General features: G+C 36.3%; 21 protein-coding genes. All 21 read left to right on the top strand.

Translation table 11 applies throughout. The features are described from left to right. Positions 1 to 8 precede the first annotated feature (8 nt). The 21 genes from B879_RS13755 (at position 9) to B879_RS13655 (ending at position 23,278) form a co-directional block, all read left to right on the top strand. A complete protein-coding gene (locus B879_RS13755; protein WP_009185798.1) occupies positions 9 to 1,208 on the top strand; it encodes a UDP-N-acetylglucosamine 4,6-dehydratase in 1,200 nt (399 codons plus the stop codon). A 2-nt stretch (positions 1,209 to 1,210) separates the two neighbouring features. Further along, a complete protein-coding gene (locus tag B879_RS13750) occupies positions 1,211 to 2,353 on the top strand; it encodes a LegC family aminotransferase (protein ID WP_009185797.1) in 1,143 nt (380 codons plus the stop codon). Further along, on the top strand, positions 2,340 to 2,987 hold the full coding sequence (locus B879_RS13745; protein ID WP_009185796.1) for an acetyltransferase: 648 nt from the start codon (positions 2,340 to 2,342) through the stop codon (positions 2,985 to 2,987). The genes B879_RS13750 and B879_RS13745 overlap by 14 nt, the downstream gene beginning before the upstream one ends. Continuing rightward, positions 2,971 to 4,014: a nucleotidyltransferase family protein gene (locus B879_RS13740; RefSeq protein ID WP_009185795.1), complete on the top strand. Its 1,044-nt coding sequence runs from the start codon at positions 2,971 to 2,973 to the stop codon at positions 4,012 to 4,014. Before B879_RS13745 ends, B879_RS13740 begins: the two co-directional genes overlap by 17 nt. Then, positions 4,007 to 5,164, top strand: coding sequence for a glycosyltransferase (locus B879_RS13735; RefSeq protein ID WP_009185794.1), 1,158 nt, complete (start codon positions 4,007 to 4,009; stop codon positions 5,162 to 5,164). The genes B879_RS13740 and B879_RS13735 overlap by 8 nt, the downstream gene beginning before the upstream one ends. A gap of 104 nt (positions 5,165 to 5,268) precedes the next feature. Next, a complete protein-coding gene (locus tag B879_RS13730) occupies positions 5,269 to 6,843 on the top strand; it encodes an asparagine synthase (glutamine-hydrolyzing) (protein ID WP_157231626.1) in 1,575 nt (524 codons plus the stop codon). Next, positions 6,844 to 8,133 (top strand): oligosaccharide flippase family protein, encoded by a 1,290-nt coding sequence (locus B879_RS13725; protein ID WP_009185792.1) that lies wholly within the window; start codon positions 6,844 to 6,846, stop codon positions 8,131 to 8,133. Beyond that, on the top strand, positions 8,108 to 9,313 hold the full coding sequence (locus B879_RS13720; protein ID WP_157231625.1) for a glycosyltransferase: 1,206 nt from the start codon (positions 8,108 to 8,110) through the stop codon (positions 9,311 to 9,313). The genes B879_RS13725 and B879_RS13720 overlap by 26 nt, the downstream gene beginning before the upstream one ends. Beyond that, the gene (gene wecB, locus B879_RS13715; protein ID WP_009185790.1) at positions 9,306 to 10,397 is read left to right on the top strand and encodes a non-hydrolyzing UDP-N-acetylglucosamine 2-epimerase; all 1,092 of its coding nucleotides are present in this window, start codon (positions 9,306 to 9,308) and stop codon (positions 10,395 to 10,397) included. The genes B879_RS13720 and wecB overlap by 8 nt, the downstream gene beginning before the upstream one ends. A gap of 4 nt (positions 10,398 to 10,401) precedes the next feature. Beyond that, entirely contained in the window at positions 10,402 to 10,986 is a 585-nt protein-coding gene (locus tag B879_RS13710; RefSeq protein WP_009185789.1) for an acyltransferase, read from the top strand. Continuing rightward, on the top strand, positions 10,976 to 12,103 hold the full coding sequence (locus B879_RS13705; RefSeq protein WP_009185788.1) for a DegT/DnrJ/EryC1/StrS family aminotransferase: 1,128 nt from the start codon (positions 10,976 to 10,978) through the stop codon (positions 12,101 to 12,103). The genes B879_RS13710 and B879_RS13705 overlap by 11 nt, the downstream gene beginning before the upstream one ends. 1 nt (position 12,104) lies before the next feature. Beyond that, positions 12,105 to 13,052, top strand: a complete 948-nt coding sequence (locus B879_RS13700; RefSeq protein WP_009185787.1) for a Gfo/Idh/MocA family oxidoreductase — start codon at positions 12,105 to 12,107, stop codon at positions 13,050 to 13,052. A 25-nt stretch (positions 13,053 to 13,077) separates the two neighbouring features. Then, positions 13,078 to 14,508 carry a hypothetical protein gene (locus B879_RS13695; RefSeq protein WP_009185786.1) on the top strand — a complete coding sequence of 477 codons (1,431 nt, stop codon included), beginning with the start codon at positions 13,078 to 13,080 and terminating at the stop codon, positions 14,506 to 14,508. Further along, on the top strand, positions 14,508 to 15,608 hold the full coding sequence (locus B879_RS13690) for a glycosyltransferase (RefSeq protein WP_009185785.1): 1,101 nt from the start codon (positions 14,508 to 14,510) through the stop codon (positions 15,606 to 15,608). The genes B879_RS13695 and B879_RS13690 overlap by 1 nt, the downstream gene beginning before the upstream one ends. Further along, positions 15,605 to 17,719 (top strand): bi-domain-containing oxidoreductase, encoded by a 2,115-nt coding sequence (locus tag B879_RS13685; protein WP_009185784.1) that lies wholly within the window; start codon positions 15,605 to 15,607, stop codon positions 17,717 to 17,719. The genes B879_RS13690 and B879_RS13685 overlap by 4 nt, the downstream gene beginning before the upstream one ends. Positions 17,720 to 17,758: 39 nt before the next feature. Continuing rightward, the gene (locus B879_RS13680) at positions 17,759 to 19,624 is read left to right on the top strand and encodes a heparinase II/III family protein (RefSeq protein WP_009185783.1); all 1,866 of its coding nucleotides are present in this window, start codon (positions 17,759 to 17,761) and stop codon (positions 19,622 to 19,624) included. Further along, on the top strand, positions 19,624 to 20,853 hold the full coding sequence (locus B879_RS13675) for a glycosyltransferase family 4 protein (RefSeq protein WP_009185782.1): 1,230 nt from the start codon (positions 19,624 to 19,626) through the stop codon (positions 20,851 to 20,853). Before B879_RS13680 ends, B879_RS13675 begins: the two co-directional genes overlap by 1 nt. Next, positions 20,846 to 21,451: a sugar transferase gene (locus tag B879_RS13670; RefSeq protein WP_009185781.1), complete on the top strand. Its 606-nt coding sequence runs from the start codon at positions 20,846 to 20,848 to the stop codon at positions 21,449 to 21,451. Before B879_RS13675 ends, B879_RS13670 begins: the two co-directional genes overlap by 8 nt. Beyond that, positions 21,448 to 22,089: an acetyltransferase gene (locus tag B879_RS13665; RefSeq protein ID WP_009185780.1), complete on the top strand. Its 642-nt coding sequence runs from the start codon at positions 21,448 to 21,450 to the stop codon at positions 22,087 to 22,089. The genes B879_RS13670 and B879_RS13665 overlap by 4 nt, the downstream gene beginning before the upstream one ends. A gap of 286 nt (positions 22,090 to 22,375) precedes the next feature. After that, positions 22,376 to 22,603, top strand: coding sequence for a hypothetical protein (locus B879_RS13660; protein WP_009185779.1), 228 nt, complete (start codon positions 22,376 to 22,378; stop codon positions 22,601 to 22,603). A gap of 441 nt (positions 22,604 to 23,044) precedes the next feature. Continuing rightward, positions 23,045 to 23,278 (top strand): hypothetical protein, encoded by a 234-nt coding sequence (locus B879_RS13655; RefSeq protein ID WP_040400715.1) that lies wholly within the window; start codon positions 23,045 to 23,047, stop codon positions 23,276 to 23,278. Positions 23,279 to 24,041: the final 763 nt, after the last annotated feature.

Genomic DNA, 24,041 nt, shown 5'->3' with positions numbered 1-24,041 from the left:
TTTTGGATATGAATATTTTAAATTTGATTGGAAGGAACAGATTGCTTTTTGAAGGTGATTTGCTAAATCATGGCTCTAAGCTGTCAGATTTGGTTAAGGCAAATCGGTTTTTAGTAATTGGTGCAGCTGGTTCTATAGGTCAAGCGGTCACTAAAGAAATTTTCAAGCGCAATCCAAAAAAGCTTCATGTAGTTGATATCAGCGAAAATAATTTGGTGGAGCTGGTTAGGGATATAAGAAGTTCATACGGCTATATTGATGGTGATTTCAGAACATTTGCTTTGGATATTGGGTCAACTATTTACGATGCATTTATTGAAGCCGATGGACAATATGACTATGTATTGAATCTGTCTGCACTGAAGCATGTGAGAAGTGAAAAAGATCCTTTCACCTTGATGCGAATGATTGAGGTCAATATTCTGAATACGCTTAAATCCATCCGTCAATCCAAAGAAAAAGGAGTCAAAAAATATTTCTGCGTATCTACAGATAAAGCAGCCAACCCTGTGAATATGATGGGCGCCTCCAAGCGGATCATGGAGTTATTTTTAATGCGTGAAAGTAGAGATATTGCGATTTCCACAGCACGATTTGCTAATGTAGCCTTTTCTGATGGGTCCTTATTACATGGATTTAACCAACGTATTCAAAAAAGGCAACCCATAGTAGCCCCCAATGATATCAAGCGGTACTTTGTTACACCACAGGAGTCTGGTGAATTGTGTCTCATGTCTTGTTTATTAGGAGATAATAAAGACATCTTCTTTCCAAAACTCAGTGAAGAGTTACATTTGATCACCTTCGCCGAAATTGCAGTCAACTATTTGAAACAATTGGGCCACGAACCATACATCTGTGCTTCTGAAGAAGAAGCACGTGACTTTTTCAATAAAAAAGCTCGGTCACTGAGCGGAGTCGAAGTGTGGCCTTGCTACTTTACCCACAGCGATACCACTGGAGAAAAAGATTTTGAAGAATTCTTTATGGAAGGTGAAGTCTTGGATATGGAGAGGTTTGAGAATTTGGGAATTGTGAAAAGTAGTCTTTCGTATCAAGATGACAAGTTAGCTTGGTTTCTATCTGAAATCAACGAATTAATGGATAAAAAGCAGTGGAAAAAAAGTGATTTGGTCCATCTATTCAATGAATTATTACCTGCTTTTGATCACAAGGAGACTGGGAAGTATTTGGATGCCAAAATGTGATAATGGGCTATAAAGAAACAATTCAGTTTATTCAGGATAAATTCAATTCCAAGGATTTCATACCTCTACACGCTCCAGTTTTTAATGGAAACGAGCGGAAGTATGTGATGGATACCTTGGATTCTACCTTTGTTTCTTCTGTAGGCGCTTATGTGGGTTTATCTGAAAAAATGATGGCTGAAATCAGCCAAACAACAAAAGCTGTTGCCGTGGTCAATGGTACAGCAGGTCTTCAGATAGCGCTTCAAATGGCAGGTGTACAAAGGGGAGATGAGGTGATTACTCAGGCGCTTACTTTTGTGGCCACCGCGAATGCTATTCATTACAACGTGGCAGAACCAGTTTTTTTGGATGTAGATTATGATACCATGGGTCTTTCGCCGAAAGCAGTTTCGGAATTTTTGGAAGAGTTTGGGGAAAGAAGGGAGTCGGGCACTTTTAATAAAAAAACAGGAAAAAGAATTGCTGCTTGTGTTCCCATGCACACCTTTGGTTTTCCGGTGCATTTGGATGAATTGATGACTGTTTGTGCCGAATGGAACATACCGATTATAGAGGACGCGGCAGAATCTTTAGGAAGTTATTATAAAGGAAAGCATACAGGTTCATTTGGGAAGTTGGGTGTCTTTTCTTTTAATGGTAATAAAATTGTGACTTGTGGAGGAGGAGGTATGATTGTTACCCAAAACGAGGAACTTGGTAAATTAGGAAAGCACCTCACTACAACGGCTAAAGTACCTCATCCGTATGAATATGTGCATGATCAGGTAGGTTACAATTTTAGAATGCCCAATTTGAATGCAGCTTTGGTTTGTGCGCAGTTGGAGCAGTTGGATAGCTTTCTAGCCAATAAGCGTGCATTAGCACAAGACTATGCTGCCTTTTTTACTGGACAAAACATCAAGTTTAGAACAGAATTGGAGGATACCCAAGCGAATTATTGGTTGATGTGTGTAGAGTTGGAGAACATTGAGGAACGCAATGCTTTTTTGACGGCCACCAACGAAGCCAAAACCATGACCCGACCTATATGGCAATTGATGTATCGCTTACCGATGTACCAACATTGTTATCGCGATTCACAAAAAAATTCAGAGTTTTTAGAAGAACGAATTGTAAATATTCCGAGCAGTGTCAGATCCTAAGTCAGTTTTTCTTTTTGGTTACTCAGGACATGCATATGTGATTATAGAGTCACTTTTGGATGCTGGGTTTCATATAGCTGGATATTTTGATTTGAAGGAAACCGAATTTAATCCATACAACTTGCCTTATTTAGGTTTTGAAAAAAGTGTCGATGTAAAATCAATTGTGAAAGATAGTTTAGTTTTTCCGGCTGTAGGAGAAAATAATATAAGAGCTAAGTTAATTCACTTTTTTGAAGTGCTAAATTTAAAGCAGTTTGTTTTGATAGATCCAAGTGCTAATGTTTCAAATACAGCTTTAATAAGTGTTTCTACTTATATTGGAAAAAAAGTATCAATAAATGCACAATCGAAAATAGGGAAAGGCTCAATTATCAATACCAATTCAGTAATTGAGCATGAATGTAAAATTGGTGATTACGTTCATATTGCTCCAGGCTCAGTATTATGTGGAAATGTTACGGTTGGAAATAGTTCTTTTATTGGAGCCAACACGGTTATCAAACAAAATACAAGTATTTGTTCAAAAGTTACCATAGGGGCAGGCAGTGTCGTTGTTAAAAATATAAATTTTGAAGGGGTTTATTTTGGAAATCCAGTAATTAGAAAAGAAGGCAATGGATCTAAAGAATAGGTATATTGATACCACTTCATCACTTTTAGAGGCATTAAAAAAAATGGATGCACTCGATAAAAAGCTTCTTTTGGTTTTAGATAGAGGTAAATTTGAGGGACTCCTAAGTATTGGTGATATTCAGAGAGCCATCATAAATAATCAAAATTTAGATACACCAGTACATACTGTTTTAAGAAAAAATATTCGCTATGCTAATCAAAATTTATCATTTAGTGAGATAAGAGACTTAATGATTCAGTATAGAATGGAGATGTGTCCCGTTTTGGATAATAAGGGTGATTTGGTAGATATTCATTTTTGGGAGGATATATTTGGTGAAAGGAATCAAGTTCAAGAGTCATTCAACCTTCCAGTAGTAGTGATGGCGGGAGGTTTTGGTACAAGATTGAAACCTCTTACAAACGTGTTACCAAAGCCTCTGATTCCGATTGGAGATAAAACGATGCTGGAAGAAATTTTCTCACGTTTTTACAGGCATGGATGTAATCAGTTTTATGTATCAGTCAATTACAAGGCAGAGCTCATTGATTTTTATTTAAATTCTTTAAAACTGCCATTTAAAACAGAATGCTTTGTGGAGGATAAACCACTAGGTACTGCCGGAAGTCTACATTTGTTGAAGGGGAAAATCACCGAAACATTTTTTGTCAGTAACTGTGATATAATCATCGAAGAAGATTATAGTAACATTTTAAAATATCACCAGGAAAATAACAACGAAATTACCCTTGTTGCTGCTTTGAAGCATTTTCCAATTGCGTATGGTACCTTAGAAACCGGAGAAAAAGGGCAATTACTTGCGTTAACAGAAAAGCCTGAACTTACTTTTAAAATCAACAGTGGGATGTATGTATTAGAACCGCATTTAATTGAGGAGGTGCCTCAGAATGAGTTTTTTCATATAACTGATCTGATCAACAAAATAATCCAACGTGAGGGTCGGGTAGGGGTGTTCCCTGTCAGTGAAAAATCATGGAAGGATATAGGAGAAGCAAATTTATTGGCGAAATTTTTTAATGGCTAAGAAAAAAATATTAATCGTTTCTGAATCCCATTTGATAAAAACCTTTGTTGCTCCAACTTTGAAGCAATTGAAGAAGGAATATGACTTAGAGCTTGATTGTTTTATCATTTCTCCTTTATCGGATTCTGATTGGAAGTTGCATCACACACTTTTCAGCAGAGTGATTTCTAATGAATATATCAAAGGTAAGCTTACTAAGCTCCGAAAAGTAGGCATACTCTTTTCTTTTTCTAACTTAATTGGAATTTCCAAATCATTAGACCAATATGATATTATTCATATACATTATCACCATTGGTATCTTGCCTTAATCAGTGGAATATTGAGAAAAAAAACAAACAAGTTGTATTTATCATTTTTTGGATCAGATTTTAACCAAGTTGGAATGGTTCATCATTTGTGCAATAAAAAAACCATTGATCTGGCTGATGGCATTTTTACGACTAACCCTGTTTTTTTAAAGAAAATTTTCCAATACTATCAAATAAATCCCAGTTCTAAATCAAGTGGCATATTGTTTCCTCTCATGAATTCCTTTAAGGATTTTAAGTATTTCCTTGATAACTGGAATTACTCTATGGCTAATGAAAACTTGGGGTTTAACAAAAAAGTGATTACCGGCGGATACAACGGCGCTAAAATTGTACAACATGAACAGATTTGGGAAGCAATCAAACAGCATGAAAGAAAGCTTACTGGTTTTAAGATAGTTTTCCCCATGACTTATGGCACGGGAAAAGCAGAATCAATCGCTACACTTAAAACAAAAATTAAAGATTCCACACTTGACGTAAGGATTTTGGAAGAATATTTAAATCTGGAAGACTTAAAAAAATTAAGGCTTGCTACTGATATTTTTATACATATTCAAACCAGGGATCAATTTTCAGCAAGTATGCTTGAGCATTTAGCTGCAGGTTCCGTGGCAATTATTGGCAAATGGCTACCCTATGACTTATTGATTGATAAAGGCATATATGCCATCTGGATTGAAAGCCCTACTGATTTACCCGAAGCCTTGGGGGATGTTCTTTCAAACTTGGATTTCCACAAAAGCAATGCAAAGCGGAATAGAGAAATAGTTTTCGAAATAGTTTCTTGGGATACCATTAAAAAAAATTGGGTCACGCAATATGAATTAGAAAAATGAGTGGCTTCACAGGAGTTTTTATAAAAAATCAAAATTCTAAACATTTCCTTTTAGAAGTTTTTTTTCCGGAGGAGTTAAATAGGCACTATGGCAAAAAGGATTGCTTGGAGAGAGGAAGACTGAAGTTTGCACTCTATGATAACAACAACCCCGTAAAAACATCTTTCATTTCTTCTGAAAACAATGAAGTGTTTGGTGTATCAGGTGCTTTGACCAATGGTGAATTTGGGTTTGCCAATGAATTGGGTTCATTTGAAAAGAATTTTAAAAAAGTATCTGGTACTTTTTCCTATTTTAGTTTTGGTGCCAATGCGGAATCAGTATTTCTCGCAAATGACCCTGTTGGGTCCAAGCAGATTTTTTATTACGATCATGATGATTTTTTTCTTTTTTCATCATCTATTTTTTGGATAAAAGAAATGCTGAAAAAATTTGGAAAATCTTATCAGCTATTTGAGCCTGCAGCTTATATGCTGCTATCCATGGGATACCTGCTGGAAGACTTTACTTTAATCGATGGTGTCAAAAAACTTACAGCAGGAAAATGCATTTCGGTAAAAAATAACCATGTTGAAATTGCTCAATACCACAGCTTTTATGAAGATGTTAAACATCATCAATTGAATAAAGATTTAATCCATCAATTGGACTTATTGTTTAAAGATAGCCTTGACCATGCCTATTCCTTTGATATCAGGCAAGGGAAAAGCCATCTTTCTACCTTAAGCGGTGGACTTGATTCCAGACTGACGCTTATGTTAGGCCATAAATATGGTTTTAGAGATATTACGGCCTTGACTTTTTCTCAAGGTTATACGGATGATGAAACTGTGGCAAGACGTATCTGTGAAGATTTGAAAATAGAGCACATGGTTCTGCTGCAGAATGGGGGGAGCTATCTCCTTGATGTTGATACGCCATTAATTTTGAACAACTGCAGTGTTTATTATTTTGGGGCAGCTCAAACCTACAATATTTCTAAAAAAATAAACTTTGACTCTTTTGGATTAGCTCACCATGGTGGATTGGCAGAAAGCAGTAAAGGTGGCTATTTGTTCCAAGAAAATCATACCGAGCCAAGATTAGATAAGCGCTATGCGGTATCAGCTAGGTTGTTTGACAGGATACCAGGGGAAATCCTAGACAATATTTTTAAAAATTACCCCACCGATGAGATGTTTGTTACCTACAACAGAGGTTTTAATGCCATACATAATGGAAATTGGATGATGCAGCCATTTGCTCATACAACTTATCCTTATATGGAAGCCAATTTCGCGTCATTGGCTTACAGCATAAGCCCCAAATTGAGGTACAATGCCCGATTGACGATTGATTGGTTAAATACCAATCATCCTGACTTAGCGAAGTACCCTTGGCATTATGGCATCCCGCCTACCAAAAACCAATTCAAAATATTCGGGGCCAAGGTTTATAACAAGGTCGTTAGGCAATTTACAAACTCAAATAACACTTACATTCCATTGGATTATTGGTATTCTACCAATGGAAGATTTAAATCACTGATTGATGGTGTGAAAAATGAATTGGAAGAAAGGAGCACTTTTCTGCCTAATAAGCTATTTAAAGACATCGATGAGCTTTATTCCAAAGGGAACATATTTGAAAAAATGCTTTGTCTTTCGTTGGTAAGATCTATAGCACTACTTTTTGACTAAATGAATCAAAAGCTCGAAGCTACATTAAACGAAGTAAAAAATGTTGCCAGCAAGGGGCTTTTTCATTTGTTTACTGCCAATGGACTAATTTTTTTAGCAGGATTTGCCTCCCAGCTTTTTGTGGCAGGCTTTTTAGAACCTACAGATATTGGTAGGATTAAGATCATGCAGACATACCTAGGATTTGCTTCAATCTTAGGCGGTTTGGGTTTCAATGTTTCACTTGTCAAGCTTGCATCGGATAAAATCAGTGAGCATTTTAGGATTCAATACTTTAACATTGCCTTATTTATTGCTTTCGCATCTTTTTTTATTTTTTATTTTTTGATGCTGGCGCTCAACAACCTCGGGTTTTTGTCAAAAGATATTGGGATTCAGGAAGTATTTCCATATTATGCGATTTTTCTTCTCCCCTTAACGCTTCAAGCGGTTTACATATCTTATTTTCAGGCTATAAGGGAGATTAAAAAAATGGCATTTTTTCAATCATTGATCAAAGTGATTTCAGTAGTGATAATCATATTATCCACTTGGAAATATGGTTTACAAGGCTATGTTTGGGCTGTGGTTTGCACAGGAATTCTTGGACTTTTAATTTTTGAATTTCAAATTGAGGAAAATATCCTTAAAAGAATATCGGTTTGGTTTAATTCCTCTCATTTTTTGGATATGTGGAAGCTTGCTTCTTTTGCTTTAGCCGCTAATGTCACTGGCGCTTTTCTCACAACAGTGGATGTATATTTGATCAACTACTTTGTTGCGGATAGGGCTGTAGTAGGGTTTTATATGTTTGCGCTTACCTTAGTGTCAATTTATCAGCTTTTTCCGTCCAGCATACAGCAAATCGCTTTGCCTTTTTTTTCTGCTAAATCTTTAAAGTTTGATGAATGGTATCTTACCTATAAAAAGTATAACCTACTAAATCATATACTTATTGTCCTGGTAGTCACTGGAGGTGTAATAACAGTATCTTTTTTATTGCCAATAATGTTTAATGACAAGTACAACGATTCAATTATCTTCTTTTATCTCTTATCCGTCGGTTGGGCTTTGAGAAGTATGAATATCATTAAGGGAACTGCTTTGATGGGCATGGGGAAATTTAATTTAAACTTCCGTTCCTCTTTTGTCTCCTTATTAATTTCTTTTCCAATCCTGTTTTACTTAATAGCTGTTTATGAAATAGAGGGAGCTAAATATGCTCATATACTTATTGGTTTTGTGAGTTATATAATTACTTCCGTTATTTTCAGAAGATTTGTAAATGCATATAAAGCAAGCTATGTCTGAATTTTCCATTTTATATTTTGCTTTCGTAGGAAATCATTTTGGTGGAGTAGAACAAAAAATAATGGGTCAGTTTGATGCTTTGGTTAAAATCCATCCACAAACATACCTTTATTTGGTTTCGACCGACGCCCCAAATGATGCACTTAATAAGGAAATACACGCAAGGGAAAACATTTATTCCCTAGTAAACACAATTAAGAAAAATCCATTTAAGAGAAGGAGAGAAAAGTTTTCTATGATTGAAAAAGAATTGCAGAAATACTCTCCAAAAGACACTGTTATCTACTTTCGTTATCCGAATGCGGATTTTTTATTTCTTAAGTTTTTAAAAAATATTTCTGAGTACAAGATTATCACCGAGCATCAAGAAATTGAGAATACATTTTTGAAAGGCAAGTTTAATGGTAACTACCTTAGAAATTTTTTTGAATTGATTTGGGGGAAAGCAGTGAGAAATCATATTTCGGGATTTGTAGGTGTTACTGAAGAGATATCAAATTTTCAAACAAGAATAAATGGACGTCAATTTAAACCTAGTATTTCCATTGGAAATCCTATAAACATTAATGCTTATCCTCTTAGGAGCCCTTCAAATGATGATGTTAAAAGGATAAATATTCTTTTTGTTGGATCTGGTTTTAAAACCCATGGTTTATTTCGTTTAATTACGAGTATAGCAAAATACAAAGAAGCAATTAGTGAAAAAGGCTTTAACCTTAAAGTAAAAGTAGTTGGGAATTCCGCGGAAATGTCTTTTAATAAAAATTTAGTCTTAAAATACCAGCTTGAAGATATTTTTGAATTTTGCGGTTTTAAGACAAAGAATGAATTAAATAAGCTATTTGATTGGGCAGATATAGGAGTAGGAAGTTTGGGACTTCATCGGATAGGACTTAACGAAAGTTCCACGCTGAAGGCAAGAGAATATGTTTGTAGGGGACTTCCCTTCTTTTGGAGTACAAGGGATATAGATATTTCAAATGAGTGTGATTTTATACATAGTGTTGAGCCGAATGATAAAGAGTTTGACATCTTAGGTGTGATAAATTTTGCAATAAAAATGAAAGCAGATAATTCTATTAGATTTAATATGAGACAACATGCCTCAACGTATCTTTCGAATGAAGTTAAAATGAAAAATCTTTTTCAATTTTTGAATAAACAAATGAGTAATGATTAAACTGTTTACTGTTATAGGGGCAAGGCCTCAATTCATAAAAGCGGCTGTCATTAGTAGACTTGTTAGAGATGTCTATAAAAATCAAGTAAGAGAAGTACTGGTCCACACTGGTCAACATTACGACCAAAACATGTCTGATATTTTTTTTGAAGACATGGATATTCCAAGGCCAGACTTTTTTTTATCAATAAATGAAAAAAGTCATGGTGCAATGACCGGGAAGATACTTATTAAATTAGAGGAGTTGATGATAAACCAAAAACCAGATTTAGTATTGGTATATGGTGATACAAACTCTACCTTGGCGGGGGCACTTGCTGCTTCAAAACTACATATTCCAATTGCTCATGTAGAGGCAGGACTCCGAAGCTTTTGGAAAAAAATGCCAGAAGAACAAAACCGGATATTGACAGATCATTTAGCAGACTTTTTATTTTGTCCAACCGATACAGCAATTAACAATCTGAAAAATGAATCTATAATTAATAATGTCTTTAATGTGGGCGATATTATGCTTGATAGCTTTAATTATTACAACGGTATGCTGGAGAATAAACCATTAAAATTCATACAGGTCGACAAGCAAAGTGATTTTAACCTTAATTCTTTAAACAAATTTAGTCTTTTAACATTACATAGAGCAGAAAACACAACATCCAAGCAAACATTGGATTCAATTTTTGAAAACTTAAATAAATTGAATACCCCAATAATTTTTCCTGTACATCCCCGAACTAGAGATGTTATTAAAAGTTTTGGTTTACGAATTCCATCTTCGATAATGTGTGTAGAGCCAGTTGGTTATTTTGAAATGTTGTATTTATTAAGGAGCTGTGAAAGGGTAATTACAGATTCTGGAGGCCTTCAGAAAGAAGCTTTTTTTGCAAAAAAGCAATGCTTTACCCTAAGAAATCAAACAGAGTGGGTGGAAACCTTGCATAATAACTGCAATACCTTACTTGACCCAGAAACAACTTTCCATGAAATTATTTTAAAAAATGAGCCATTTGGTCCTTTTCACAGTTACTTTGGTTCTGGAAGAACAGGTAAGGATATCATAGATGCCATATTGAAAACTATATAATATAATGACTAACTATTATGCACATGAAACAGCTGTGATAGATGAAGGCTGTGAAATCCAAGAGGGGACAAAGATTTGGCATTTTTCTCATATCATGCCCAATTGTAAAATTGGGAAGCATTGTAATATAGGGCAAAATGTTGTAGTTAGTCCAGAAGTTATTTTGGGAGATAATGTCAAAGTTCAAAACAATGTCAGTATTTACACGGGTGTAACATGCGATGATGATGTGTTTTTAGGTCCCAGTATGGTTTTTACTAATGTAATCAATCCGAGATCAGCCATAAATAGAAGAGGACAATATTTGAAAACCCATGTAGGAAGAGGGGCGAGTATTGGAGCAAATGCCACCATAGTATGTGGGCATAATATTGGTCAATATGCCTTTATTGGTGCTGGTGCTGTTGTTACCAAAGAAGTTCCTGATTATGCTTTGGTCGTGGGGAATCCGGCAAGGCAGATAGGCTGGATGAGTGAATTTGGACATCGTTTGGATTTTAATGAATTCGGAAAAGCCCAATGTCCTGAAAGCGGTGAATGGTATGAATTGAAAGAAAATCAAGTTAAAAAGTTGTTGTATGGAAATTAAAATGGTTGACTTGAAAAGTCAATATTTGAAAATTAAAAATGAAATAGACGAAGGTATCCAAAAAGTTATTGATACAACTTCTTTCATAAAAGGACCCGCTGTACAGGAGTTTCAATTAGGGTTAGAAAAGTATTTAAACGTCAGGCATGTGATTCCCTGTGGCAATGGAACTGATGCCTTACAAATTGCCATGATGGCGTTAGATCTAAAGCCGGGAGATGAAGTCATTACTGCATCATTCACATATGTGGCAACAGCTGAGGTCATTGCACTTTTAGGATTAAAACCAGTCTTGGTTGATGTGGATAGGGATAGTTTTTTGATCAGGCCTGATGAGATCGAAGCGGCAATAACACCCAAAACCCGTGCTATTGTCCCCATACATTTGTTCGGTCAATGTGCTGACATGGAGGCCATTTTGGAAATTGCAAAAAAACACAACTTATATGTAATTGAAGATACAGCTCAGGCTATGGGTGCTGAATTTACTTTTTCGGATGGAACAGTTAAAAAAGCCGGGTGTATGGGGGATATAGGCTGTACATCTTTTTTCCCCTCTAAGAATCTAGGTTGTTATGGTGATGGAGGAGCAATGTATACAGATGATGAAATCCTGGCAAAAAAGCTCAGAATGATAGCCAATCATGGCCAATCTATCCAGTATCACCATGATATCATAGGAGTAAATAGTAGGTTAGATGCTATACAAGCGGCTATTTTAAACGCAAAACTACCATATTTAGATACTTACAACGGGTCGCGTCAAAAGGCCGCTCTATTTTATGATAAAGCTTTTTCCAGTTGTAAAAAAGTAAAAACTCCCATTAGAGTTTCGAATTCAACCCATGTTTTTCATCAATACACTTTACAATTAGCTGAGGATGTAGATAGAAATAAACTCAGGCAGTATTTGACGGAAAAAGGCATTCCCTCTATGGTATATTATCCAGTTCCCCTTCACCGACAAAAGGCGTATATGGATGAGTTTAATAAGGATGAAAAATTTCCCATATCAAATTACTTGTCAGGTTGCGTACTTTCACTTCCTATGCACACTGAGTTAAGTGAAAATCAATTGAATTACATTGCAGAAACAATTTTATCCTTTTTTGAATAACATGAAAAAATTTGCCCTGATCGGAGCAGCGGGTTATATCGCGCCCAGACACATGAAAGCAATCAAAGAAACCGAAAATGAACTCATAGCAGCTTTTGACCCGTATGATGGAGTGGGGATAATGGATAGTTATTTTCCAAATGCATCATTTTTTGTGGAGTTTGAAAGATTTGATCGCCACGTTGATAAATTAAGAAGAAAGGGAGATAAGTTGGATTATATCAGTGTTTGTTCTCCCAATTATTTGCATGATAGTCATATTAGGTTTGGGTTAAGGTCTGACTGTGATGTAATATGCGAAAAACCCATAGTTCTTAATCCCTGGAATGTTGATGCCTTGGAAGAAATTGAAAAAGAAACAGGAAGAGCAGTGTATTCAATTTTGCAACTCAGGCTTCATCCTGCCATTATTGCATTGCGCAATAAGGTACTTAATGGTCCCAAAGATAAAATTTATGACGTAGATTTAACTTATCTGACATCTAGAGGCAATTGGTATTATATGTCCTGGAAAGGGGATGTGACAAAATCAGGTGGAATTGCAACCAATATAGGCGTTCATTTTTTCGATATGCTGACTTGGATATTCGGAGATCTTAAAACGCAAGTGGTTCATGTACATGAGGCAGATAGAGCAGGTGGTTTTATGGAGTTGGAAAAAGCACGGGTCAGATGGTTTCTTAGTATCAATGAAGATTATCTGCCTGAAAATGCTAAAAAACAAGGAAAGAGGACTTATCGTTCCATTCAGATTGAAGGAGAAGAGCTTGAGTTCAGTGAGGGATTTACAGATTTACATACCCATTCCTATAGAGATATTATTGAAGGAAAAGGCTTTAGGATAGCGGAGACTAAGAATGCAATTCAAATAGTGCATGAAATAAGAAAAATGCCCGTCAAAAATTTTGAAGGTGATTATCATCCTCTATCATATTCTTCATCACATTAATGATCCATAGATTTTTTAATATTTAATGATGGTAATACAGCATTCAGTTGAAAGAAAAGCATTGTTTGGTGAAAAATTGAATTTTAAATTTTTGAAATTCATGATTTTACTGATTAACAGTTTCGGTACAACGGTTACCTTTTATTTTAGTTTCGAAAATTCAAGTAACGGTACATTTTTCATGTGGCTTATTCCATTGTTTTACACAGTTTTATTTTACAAAACTAACATGCTATATGGGGCTCTTAATTTTTTTGGAATTGCTATTTTTAATGCTATCCTTTTTTTCAGATATCTAATTTCACCTGCTTATTCTTCTTTATATGGAATTTATGATCACTCTAGAGCTGGGTTAATTAGTGAGTTTGCCAACAGGGAATCTATTTTGCTAATGTTGTATGAAATGATTTGTTTTTTTATTGTCTTTCATTTCTCTATAAAGAAACTAATCAAATATAAAAACATAATGAGCCAAGAGATTTATTTTAAAAATCTCAAGGTTAGAGGGCTTATTGTTGTAATGATGATAGGAGTAATATCTTTCTTGATATTTCCTGCAATTCGAGAAAGAACAAATTTTTTGATTGCTTCGGGTTTTGGAGAATCAAATCTTAGTGCCATTGCTGGTATAGGTTTTTTATTTACAGAGGCGTCCTTGCAGTGTCTATTCCTTTTAGTAGTAATTAATCAATTTAAGAATTTGATAATTGGTCAAAAAGTCAAGGATCTACTAATTATCTTTATTATCATTCTGCAAGTTTCTATTTTTTGGAGTGAGAGCAGAACAACTGTAGTTGTCAACGGAATTGCCTCAATAGGATTGCTATTGTATTTAAAGCTTCTTAATAAAACAATTTTTGTTTCTATAGTTTCCGTCACCATAATTGCCACCCTTTCTTTATCAGCTTTTCAAATGTTTAAGGACGGTGATTTGGTAGCCTTTAGAAGTAGTATTTCTGAATATTCAGATCAGCAAACATCGGTGGATTACCTACAATCCTATTTTGGAGGTCAGAATTTAATTGCAAATGCCATAGAACTAAAACCGAAGATTCAAAATAGAATAAACATTGAAACATTTTTTAATGAAATTATAGGATCTATTCTTTTCATAAGACAGGTATTTCCTCCAAGTAATAATCAGACTACAGTACATTTTAACAAAATTTTTGGCCATGATGAAATGAATAGTATGATTTTACCAACTTTAGGACAAGGATATTTGTATTTTGGTCTGATTGGAGCACCTATTATCTCAGTGTTATTTTCTGTACTTCTCATAAAGGCAGAAAAGTCTTTATTATTATCAAACACAATAGGTGAAAAGTATGCTTTTTTGGTTTTAGTGATTTGGCTTGGATTATTCCCTCTTCAGAATATGAATATAATTGCTGCAACAATTTTTAATGTATTTGGCCCGCTATATTTATTTGTAAAATTTAATAAGGTTTTTTAATGAAAATATTGTTGAATTTCAGCAATCTTAAGATTGGTGGTGGGCTTCAAGTTGCACACTCTTTTTTATATGGTTTGAAGGATGAAAAGAAACATGAGTTTTGTGTGGTGCTGTCAGAAGTTCTGTATGATCAGATCATTCTAAACTCTTTTGATTCTAAGAGATTCCAGTTTCATAAATACCAAAAGAAAATAACATTAAAGTCTGTTTTACTTGGGAAAGATGATTTTTTAAATGTATTGGAACAAGGATTCAAACCTACTGTTGTATTTTCTCTTTTTGGTCCTACCTACTGGCGCCCAAAAAGTAAGCATATCGTTGGCTTTGCTAAACCCCAGTATATTTATAGAGACTCTCCTTTTTTCTATGGTATGAGTATAAAATCAAAGTTTTTTCTGAAGTTTAAAGAAGTATTACACCTTAGGGATTTTCAAAAAAACGCTGATATATTAATTTCGGAGAATAAAGACGTTAGTCTTAGACTTGGTAAGATTTTTTCAAAAAAAGAGATTTTTACTGTTTCGAATTATTACAATCAGGTTTTTGATCATCCCGAAAATTGGGATGAAACTATCAACCTACCACCTTTCAAAGGAATTTCCTTATTGACGCTTTCTGCGAATTATCCCCATAAAAATTTAAAAATTATTCCCCAGGTATTGAAAGCGCTTCAGGAAATTGATGCTGATCTGAAGTTTAGATTTATTGTTACACTGAAAGATTTACCGGATTATTTAATATCCGAAGCTATTGTTAATGTTGGTCAAGTTAGAATTGAGCAATGTCCCCATCTCTACAATCAGGTAAATGCTGTATTCATTCCCACTTTACTGGAGTGTTTTACAGCAACTTATCCAGAGGCCATGAGAATGGGGAAACCAATATTAACCAGTGATTTGCCTTTTGCAAGAGGGATTTGCGGAAGTTCAGCCATATTTTTTGATCCATTAAACCCGGAAGATATAGCCAGAAAGATTGTAGACTTATCTAGTAATGAGAATCTCCACAGTCATTTGGTGAAAGATGGTTTTGATCAATTAAAAAACTTTGATAATTATCTGGATAGAACTAAAAAATATTTGGAAATAATTACTTCATGAAACAAATCATCCAATCCTTTAAAACAGGAGAAACAATATTAGAAGAAGTACCGGCACCAATTGTTAGTAAAGGTTGTGTGTTGATTCAGACCACCAGGTCCTTGGTGTCCTTGGGTACAGAAAGGATGTTGGTGGAGTTTGGAAAAGCGAACTTGATCCAAAAAGCCCGTCAGCAGCCAGATAAGGTCAAGCAGGTACTTGATAAGATTAGTACCGAAGGCTTGATGCCTACTTTAGAGGCTGTTTTTAATAAATTGGGACAACCACTTCCTCTAGGGTATTGTAATGTTGGGAAAGTGATTGCTGTAGGAGAGGGAGTCAGTGAATTCCAAATAGGAGACAGGGTTGCCTCTAATGGTGGCCACGCAGAATATGTATCAGTTCCAAAAAATTTAGTAGCTCATATTCCTGAAAATATTACGGATGAAGAAGCAACATTTACAGTAATTGGCAGTATCGGTCTTCAAGGAATAAGACTATTGAATCCTACTTTGGGGGAAACGATCGTGGTGGTAGGAATGGGCCTGATCGGTATGATTACCGCGCAGCTATTAATAGCCAATGGATGTAGGGTAATAGGTGTTGATTTGGATGAGGCTAAATTGGAATTATCAAAAAAATGGGGAGTAATTCCTTTTCATCCTAAAATGGGAGATGTGGTGAAGTTTGTGGAAGGTCTTACTGAAGGAGTAGGCACAGATGGAGTCATCATAACAGCATCCGCCAAATCAGATGAAATTATCTCTCAGGCTGCCAGAATGTGCAGGAAAAGAGGAAGAATTATTTTGGTTGGTGTAATTGGACTGAATCTAAGTCGGGCAGAATTTTATGAGAAAGAATTGACTTTCCAGGTTTCCTGTTCGTATGGTCCAGGTAGATATGATGAAAAATATGAGCAACAAGGAATAGATTACCCCTTAGCCTTTGTCAGATGGACTGAAAAAAGGAATTTTGAAACCATCCTGCAATCTATTTCTGCCGGGAGATTGAACGTTAAGGATTTGGTAACAGAAGTAGTGGCCTTAGAGGATTTTCAAAAAATATACGGAAATATAGGTGCGTGTCAGTCCATAGCATCTATCCTAAGGTATCCTGAGAAAACAGAGGGACCTGTTCATTCCATTACATTAAAAGAGATCACCGTTTCAGGATCTAAAGGAGTGGTTGGTGTAATAGGTGCAGGCAATTTTACCAAAATGACTATGCTTCCAGCGATGAAAGATTCCGGAGCAATTTTTAAATATATCGCCAGTCAAGGAGGATTGTCAGGTACAGCCTTAGCGAAAAAGCATGGGTTTTCACATAGTACCACAGATTATAAAGCAATACTTAAAGATGCGGATGTAGATTTGGTGATGATCACTACACGACATGATCTTCATGCCAAAATGGTTGTTGAAAGTCTGAAGGCAGGGAAGCATGTTTTCGTAGAAAAACCCCTTGCATTGAATGAAGCAGAATTGGAAGAGATTATTCAAGCCTATCAGGAAAAAAACCTATCCTTAACTGTTGGCTTTAACCGAAGATTTTCTCCCCATATACAGAAGATGAAACAATTATTGGGCTCATCACCTATGAACGTTATAGCTACGATGAACGCTGGCTTTATTCCAGCCAATGTTTGGGTTCATGATATGAAAATTGGAGGTGGAAGAATCATAGGAGAGGCCTGTCATTACATTGACTTGATCAGCTTTTTGACGGGCAGCAAAGTGATAAAGGTTTGTATGAATGCCATGGGGGTGCACTCCCAGGAAAACACAGATAACGCTTCTATTTTGTTAAAGTATGAAAATGGTAGCACGGGTGTCATCAATTATTTTTCCAATGGTTCAAAAGCCTATTCTAAAGAAAGGGTGGAAGTATATAGTCAGGAAAGGACGTTGGTGATGGATAACTTTAGAAAAACAGAAGGTTTTGGTTTTAAAGGTTTTTCTAGTCTCAAGACCAAAATGGATAAAGGACACAAAGCCCAGTTTCATGAAATCGTCAAAACCATCAAGGAAGGAGGAAAAGCAGTTATCCCCATGGAGAGTCTGATCAATACATCTAAGGCTTCTTTTGCTGCAATTAAGAGCCTTAAAGAAGGTACTTGGATAGATGTGGATTAAAAGTATGGTTGAAGGCTTTTTTATAAAATATTCTTTCTTTTGAAATCATTTTTTTTCAAAATCAGGCTTTTGGCCAATTTTATTTCCAATATGGGTATGAGGTATATCCTATTTAGGACTTTATACATCGTCCAAACAAAATTGGGCATACACAAAGCTAAATTTCCCTTGAATCCTCCATTGTTTCAATCTGAGGACATTGAAGGAACCTTCAAGACTTTTGTTGATAAAGCTCCTTGGAAAAAGCCTGATAAAAAATCACCTTTAAAAGAAGATAATTATGAAAGATACCAATCAAGTGAATGGCCTTTCTTTTCAAGCTTTTGGATGAAGGTCGATTCAGAGGCTTGGTTGACGCATCCTAAAACAGGGTATAGGTATAACGCTGATCTTCATTGGTCTCTGATCAATGATTTTGATGCCAATGCTGGAGACATTAAATATGTCTGGGAGAGAGCACGGTTTTCCTGGATTTATGAGTTGATTAGGATTGATTTTCACAGAGGAAAAGATTCGTTTCAGTTTATAAAAGATCAAATACATTCTTTTTTGGATCATAATCCAATCAATCAAGGTCCAAATTATAAGTGCAGTCAGGAGATTTCTTTAAGATGTATCAATTGGTGTTTTTTTCTTTGGTATTATAAAGATGATATAAGGTTAGAGGCAGATTTTATTGGAAAAGTCTACCATGCTTTGTATTGGCAATGGAAACATGTTTGCGATAATATTTCTTTTTCAAGAATTGCAGTAAGAAATAATCATGCGATTACGGAGACGCTTTTTATTTATTTGGGGGCCTTATGGTTTCCTGATTTTGATCCTCAAGGGAAATGGAAATCAAAGGGAAAGCAGTGGTTTGAAGAAGAAATAGCTTATCAGATTTATGCGGATGGTACGTATTTGCAGTTCAGTATGAATTACCATAGGGTCGTCGTCCAATTACTGAACTTGGCCATAAGAAGTACCCACGCTGCAGAGGAGACTTTTTCAAATGTGGTTTATGAGAGGTCTAAAAGAAGTTTGGAGTTTCTCTACCAAGCCCAGGTGGAGGAACATGGGTACTTACCGAATTATGGTGCCAATGATGGTGCTTTGTTTTTCCCCATGAGTGAATGTTCCTATAGGGATTTCTCGCCTTCGTTAAATGCTTTATTCCAAAGTCTTTCAGGGAATCATCTTTATGAAAATGAAAGTGCTCAGGAAGAAGGGGAATGGTTTAAGGAAACCAAATTAAAATTGGACCTTGAGTTGGTGCGAAAAGAATTTTCCCATTTTGATAAAGGAGGTTATATCATTTGTCGGAATGAAGATGCACTACTGATGTTACGCTGCGGAAATCATAAAGATAGGCCTTCCCAAGCGGATAACTTACACCTGGATTTTTGGTATAAGGGCCAAAATTTATTACTAGATGGAGGTTCGTTTGAATACAACACAACTCAGGAAAAACAAAATTATTATTCAGGAACAGCTTCTCATAATACCCTAATGATTGGAGATCAAAATCAAATGTTTAAAGGGGGGCGGTTTATTTGGTTTTTTTGGACTCAGGTAAATGATGTCAAAGTGGCAAAAGATAAGGGTGTTTTTGAAATTGAGGCAATCGTAAAGGCTTTTAATCAATTGGACAAAAGCAATAAAGTTTGTAGAAAGGTAATGTGGGACCCAGAGTCCAAGGCCATTGAAGTTTGGGATACTTTTGAAGGTAAAAAAGGGGATATGCAATTGAAACAACTTTGGCATTATCCTATTGGTGCAACACTCAATTTTCAGTCAGATGCTTTGCAATCGAAAGATTCTCTTCAAAACTATAGTGTTTATTATGGAAAAGAGGAAAACTGTCAGGTGAAAAGTTTTTTGACAAAAGGTAAATCAATAAAGACAATTTTGAATTACAAGTAATGCGGATTTTATATTTCCATCAATATTTTAGCACTCCGAAAGGCTCTGCTGGAACACGTTCATTTGAAATGGCAAAACACCTGGTCGAAAAAGGTCATGAAGTGACGATGGTGTACACCCTGATGGATATGAGCGGCTCTGTTCTAGATGGAGCATATAAAAATGGAGTGAGGAAAGGTCAATACATGGGGATTAATTTAATTGAGTTTAATCTTCAATATTCCAACAGAATGAATTTTGTTCAAAGGGCTTTGGTTTTTTTACGATATTCGGCCAAGAGTACATTTTTGGTTTTTACTGAAAAATATGATTTGATCTTTGCCACGTCCACTCCTCTTACAGCGGGAATTCCCGGAATAGTTGCCAAAATTTTCAGACCTCAAAAAAAATTTGTATTTGAAGTTAGGGATCTCTGGCCTGAATTGCCCAAAGCAATGGGGGTGATAAAGAATCCTATTGTGCTACAGTTGATGTCATGGTTGGAATATTTTTCTTACAAAGCAGCTGATGCCTGTGTGGGCCTTTCTCCTGGGATAGTAAAAGGGATCAACTCCCGTTTGAAAAAAATAAAAGCTGTTGAACTGATTCCTAATAGTTGTGACCTGGAATTATTTAAACCAGGCAAGGAATCCAAAAGCATTTTTCCAGGTTTAGATAATTTTCATTTTGTTGCCACATTTACTGGCGCACATGGTTTTGCCAATGGTTTGGAAGCGGCTCTAGATGCAGCTGACTATCTAAAAACGACTCCTTATTTTGAAAAAATAAAGTTGGTGTTTATAGGGGATGGGATAAGAAAAGATGATTTGATGAGATCTGCGGAGGAACGAGGATTGAGTAACTGTATATTTCTTAATCCAGTACCCAAAGAAAAATTGATTCAGTATATGCATGCCTCGGATGTAGGTCTTATGCTTTTGGCTAATGTTCCGGCGTTTTATTATGGCACGTCTCCTAATAAGTTTTTTGACTACATTTCATCGGGTTTACCTGTTTTGAATAATTATCCCGGATGGGTGAAGGATATGATCCAAACAAATGAATGTGGAGTAGCAGTACCTCCTGGTGATTCTCAAAAGTTTGGAGAAGCTTTAATTGGGCTTTATAAGAATAAAGAGCAACGATTCCAAATGGGGCAAAATGCAAGGAATCTGGCAGAAAGAGATTTTGATAGACAGGTTTTGGCAGGAAAACTGCATAAGCTATTTCAGGAGGTAAACTATGGCTAAAAGATTATTTGATTTTTTCATGGTGTTGCTTGCCTTGATAATTTTATCACCCTTTCTTTTAATCATTTCAATATTGGTCGCCATTTTCCATGGATGGCCTATTGTCTTTGTTCAGGAGAGGCCGGGTTTAGATGGGAAACCATTCCGTTTTTTGAAATTCAGGAGTATGACCAATGAAAAGGACGATCAAGGGCAATTACTTGATGATGACCTCAGGTTGACAAAATTCGGAAAGTTCATCCGAAAAACAAGTTTGGATGAACTGCCCTCCTTATGGAATGTATTGCTAGGGGATATGAGTTTGGTAGGTCCTAGGCCTCTTTTGATGCGCTACTTGCCTCGGTACAATGCATTTCAAAAAAGAAGGCATGAGGTAAAGCCAGGGATTACCGGTTGGGCGCAAGTCAATGGCAGGAATGCCATTTCCTGGGAAAGGAAATTTGAATATGATGTTTGGTACGTGGATAACCGTTCTTTTTGGTTGGATATCAAAATTCTATTTTTGACCATATTTAAGGTCTTAAAGAGAGATGGAATTTCCCATGAAGGAACGGAAACCATGCCGGAGTTTAAAGGAACTAATGTCAAAAGCTTATGAAGAAAATCGCAATTTTTGGGGCGGGAGGTTTTGGTAGAGAGGTAAAGATGTTGATTGATCAAATCAATCAGGTTAGACCACAATTTGAATTGATAGGTTTTTTTGATGACGATGAATCAAAAGCTTCTTTGGTAAATGGATTGCCCATTTTAGGCGGCATTAAAGAGTTAAACCAATGGCAGGAAGAGCTTGGGCTTGTCTTCTCTTTAGGCAATCCATTGGTAAAAAGAAGTATCATTGAAAAAGTAACCAATTCAGGGGTGTTTTATCCCTCATTGATACATCCTTCGGTTATTATTGGATCGGATGGTGTCAAGATTGGGGAAGGGGTAATTATTTGTGCAGGATGCATATTGACAGTGAATATTAACATAGAAGATCACGTAATTTTGAATTTATGCTGTACGGTGGGGCATGATACCAAACTTGGCAAATATTCAGCCGTGATGCCTTCAGTAAATATTTCAGGAGAGGTGGAGTTTGGGGAAGGGGTTTATGTAGGGACAGGCACCAAAATAAATAATCAGGTAAAATTGGGAGAGTATTCCATTATCGGATCCGGTGCAGTAGTAGCCAAAGATATTCCTGCTAAGTGTACGGCAGTGGGGATTCCGGCGAAGCCGATTAAGTTTCATTAATTTTTTTCTTCATTTATAGGAAATGAGAACTTAATATTTGAAAACTTAAAATAGCGCAACCGTAGGACAAGACTTTAAGAAAATGCCATTTAACCCCCCGAGAGGTATAGGTTTCTGCTTGGGATAGGTTGCTGGGCAATATGATTTCAAGTGGAAAAAATCTGTGTCCCCTGAACTGAGCGAAGTCGAAGTATTGGCGTTCTTTAAAATTTTAACCAACAGAAAAAAGTTAGGAAAACCGAACTTTCATTAATAATTTAGGGTATTAGGTAAAAGGAGGTAAGCCATGACGACAAAGCAATTAAAAGAGCGACTGATAAAAAGGATTGAAAATCTTTCTCCCGAGAAACTTCAAGACCTTTCCAGGTTTTTGGAATCTTTGGAGACAGAAAACAACAAAATGAAAGTTTTGACATTTGCTGGGGCTTGGACAGATCTTGATCGGGAGACTTTTGATGAGCTAACGAACAATTTGGAGAATAGGAGAAAATCCAAAAGAACCAGATTTTTTTAATGAAGCCAGTTTTAATTGATACGGACATTATATCTTATTTTTTGAAGGGGAATCGGTTGATGATATCGATATCTTGATTGCAGGTATCGCTATTTCCAATGATTTGGTTTAATAGAACACTGATTGTTCGCAGGCTCACAAGGATAGAACATGGATTGTTCGCGGAGCTCACATGGATGGAACGCAGGTTGTTCGCGGTGCTCACAACACAATAGAACGCGGATAACGCAGATTTAACGGATTAACGCGGAACTTGTCCCGCAAGGCGGGATCTGAGCTGGTGTGAATCTGCGTTCATCCGCCAGATCCGCGTTATCCGCGTTCTATAAAAAAACGAAGCGAAGCCGAAGTATCGGCGTTCTATTTAATAAAATTAAAATATAGCTTTGGAATTGAAATCTTTTTCGAGATGTTGTAGTTTTAATGAAAATGCAGGCTATTATGGATTTGTCGAACAGAAAACTACTATTTATTCAGGAATTTTTGAAAATTAACAGCGAAAAGACCATTGCCCACTTGGAAATGGTATTAAAGCATGAAGTTGAAACTAATCCTGTTGATGAACTAACTGCGTTCACCATTGAAGAACTTGAAGCCAGGGTAAAACAATCAGAAAAGGATTTTTTAGATGGAAAATTTAAAACTACAAAAGAATTGTTGAGAAAATATGAATGAAGACTTATAGCGTAATTTGGTCTGATTTTGGATGTTTTTGATTGCCGGCTTGACCCTCAAAAAATAGGGAGGAATGCTTAAGGCTTTAAAAAAATAGAACCCAGCTGAATAGAACGCGGATACTTCGACAAGCTCACCGGATAGAACGGGGATGGTTCGCAGGCTCACCTGATGGATCGCGGGTTTGTTCGCGGAGCTCACAAGAATTGACCACAGATAAATAGGATGGACACCGATTGTTCGCAAGCTCACAATATAATAGAACGCGGATGACGCGGATAATGCAGATAATCGCTGATCTGAGCTGGTGTGAATCTGCGATTATCCGTCCCATCAGCGTGCATCTGCGTTCCATAAAAAAATCCCTGCCCGTTCCGTTCAGGCGGGCGCGAAAATCAGCTAAATCCCTGCCCGTCCGGCAGGCGGGCGCGTCACTTGTACTGAGCGAAGCCGAAGTATCGGCGTTCCATAAAAAATTGAGGTCGAAGTATCGGCGTTCTATAAAAAAATATGGATTGAACCTTGAACCCTCCGAAATGCTTCGGAGCAAGCTGAACACTAAAACCTTTTACCTCATAATCCTTGAACCCTGAATAACCTAAAACCGATTCCTCGGAAATTTTTCAAATGCAAAATTAAAATGCACATTACAATAGGCATAAACTGTAAGTATTTGCACATTGAAATGTACAAAATGGAAGGAACGCGGGTTGTTAGCAGGCTCACAAGGTTGGAACGCACCTGCCTTCCTGCGGTCAGCAGG

The sequence above is a fragment of the Cecembia lonarensis LW9 genome (assembly GCF_000298295.1).
Classification (GTDB): domain Bacteria; phylum Bacteroidota; class Bacteroidia; order Cytophagales; family Cyclobacteriaceae; genus Cecembia; species Cecembia lonarensis.
The sequence above is the reverse complement of the archived record's forward strand: the minus strand, read 5'-3'. Positions and strand labels throughout refer to the sequence as shown.

Excerpts from the sequence above, each read along its gene's own strand:
- B879_RS13755 (WP_009185798.1), top strand. The coding sequence starts at position 9 with ATGAATATTTTAAATTTGATTGGAAGGAACAGATTGCTTTTTGAAGGT.
- B879_RS13750 (WP_009185797.1), top strand. The coding sequence starts at position 1,211 with ATGGGCTATAAAGAAACAATTCAGTTTATTCAGGATAAATTCAATTCC.
- B879_RS13740 (WP_009185795.1), top strand. The coding sequence starts at position 2,971 with ATGGATCTAAAGAATAGGTATATTGATACCACTTCATCACTTTTAGAG.
- B879_RS13735 (WP_009185794.1), top strand. The coding sequence starts at position 4,007 with ATGGCTAAGAAAAAAATATTAATCGTTTCTGAATCCCATTTGATAAAA.
- B879_RS13725 (WP_009185792.1), top strand. The coding sequence starts at position 6,844 with ATGAATCAAAAGCTCGAAGCTACATTAAACGAAGTAAAAAATGTTGCC.
- B879_RS13720 (WP_157231625.1), top strand. The coding sequence starts at position 8,108 with ATGCATATAAAGCAAGCTATGTCTGAATTTTCCATTTTATATTTTGCT.
- wecB (WP_009185790.1), top strand. The coding sequence starts at position 9,306 with ATGATTAAACTGTTTACTGTTATAGGGGCAAGGCCTCAATTCATAAAA.
- B879_RS13710 (WP_009185789.1), top strand. The coding sequence starts at position 10,402 with ATGACTAACTATTATGCACATGAAACAGCTGTGATAGATGAAGGCTGT.
- B879_RS13705 (WP_009185788.1), top strand. The coding sequence starts at position 10,976 with ATGGAAATTAAAATGGTTGACTTGAAAAGTCAATATTTGAAAATTAAA.
- B879_RS13700 (WP_009185787.1), top strand. The coding sequence starts at position 12,105 with ATGAAAAAATTTGCCCTGATCGGAGCAGCGGGTTATATCGCGCCCAGA.
- B879_RS13695 (WP_009185786.1), top strand. The coding sequence starts at position 13,078 with ATGATGGTAATACAGCATTCAGTTGAAAGAAAAGCATTGTTTGGTGAA.
- B879_RS13690 (WP_009185785.1), top strand. The coding sequence starts at position 14,508 with ATGAAAATATTGTTGAATTTCAGCAATCTTAAGATTGGTGGTGGGCTT.
- B879_RS13685 (WP_009185784.1), top strand. The coding sequence starts at position 15,605 with ATGAAACAAATCATCCAATCCTTTAAAACAGGAGAAACAATATTAGAA.
- B879_RS13675 (WP_009185782.1), top strand. The coding sequence starts at position 19,624 with ATGCGGATTTTATATTTCCATCAATATTTTAGCACTCCGAAAGGCTCT.
- B879_RS13670 (WP_009185781.1), top strand. The coding sequence starts at position 20,846 with ATGGCTAAAAGATTATTTGATTTTTTCATGGTGTTGCTTGCCTTGATA.
- B879_RS13665 (WP_009185780.1), top strand. The coding sequence starts at position 21,448 with ATGAAGAAAATCGCAATTTTTGGGGCGGGAGGTTTTGGTAGAGAGGTA.
- B879_RS13660 (WP_009185779.1), top strand. The coding sequence starts at position 22,376 with ATGACGACAAAGCAATTAAAAGAGCGACTGATAAAAAGGATTGAAAAT.
- B879_RS13655 (WP_040400715.1), top strand. The coding sequence starts at position 23,045 with ATGGATTTGTCGAACAGAAAACTACTATTTATTCAGGAATTTTTGAAA.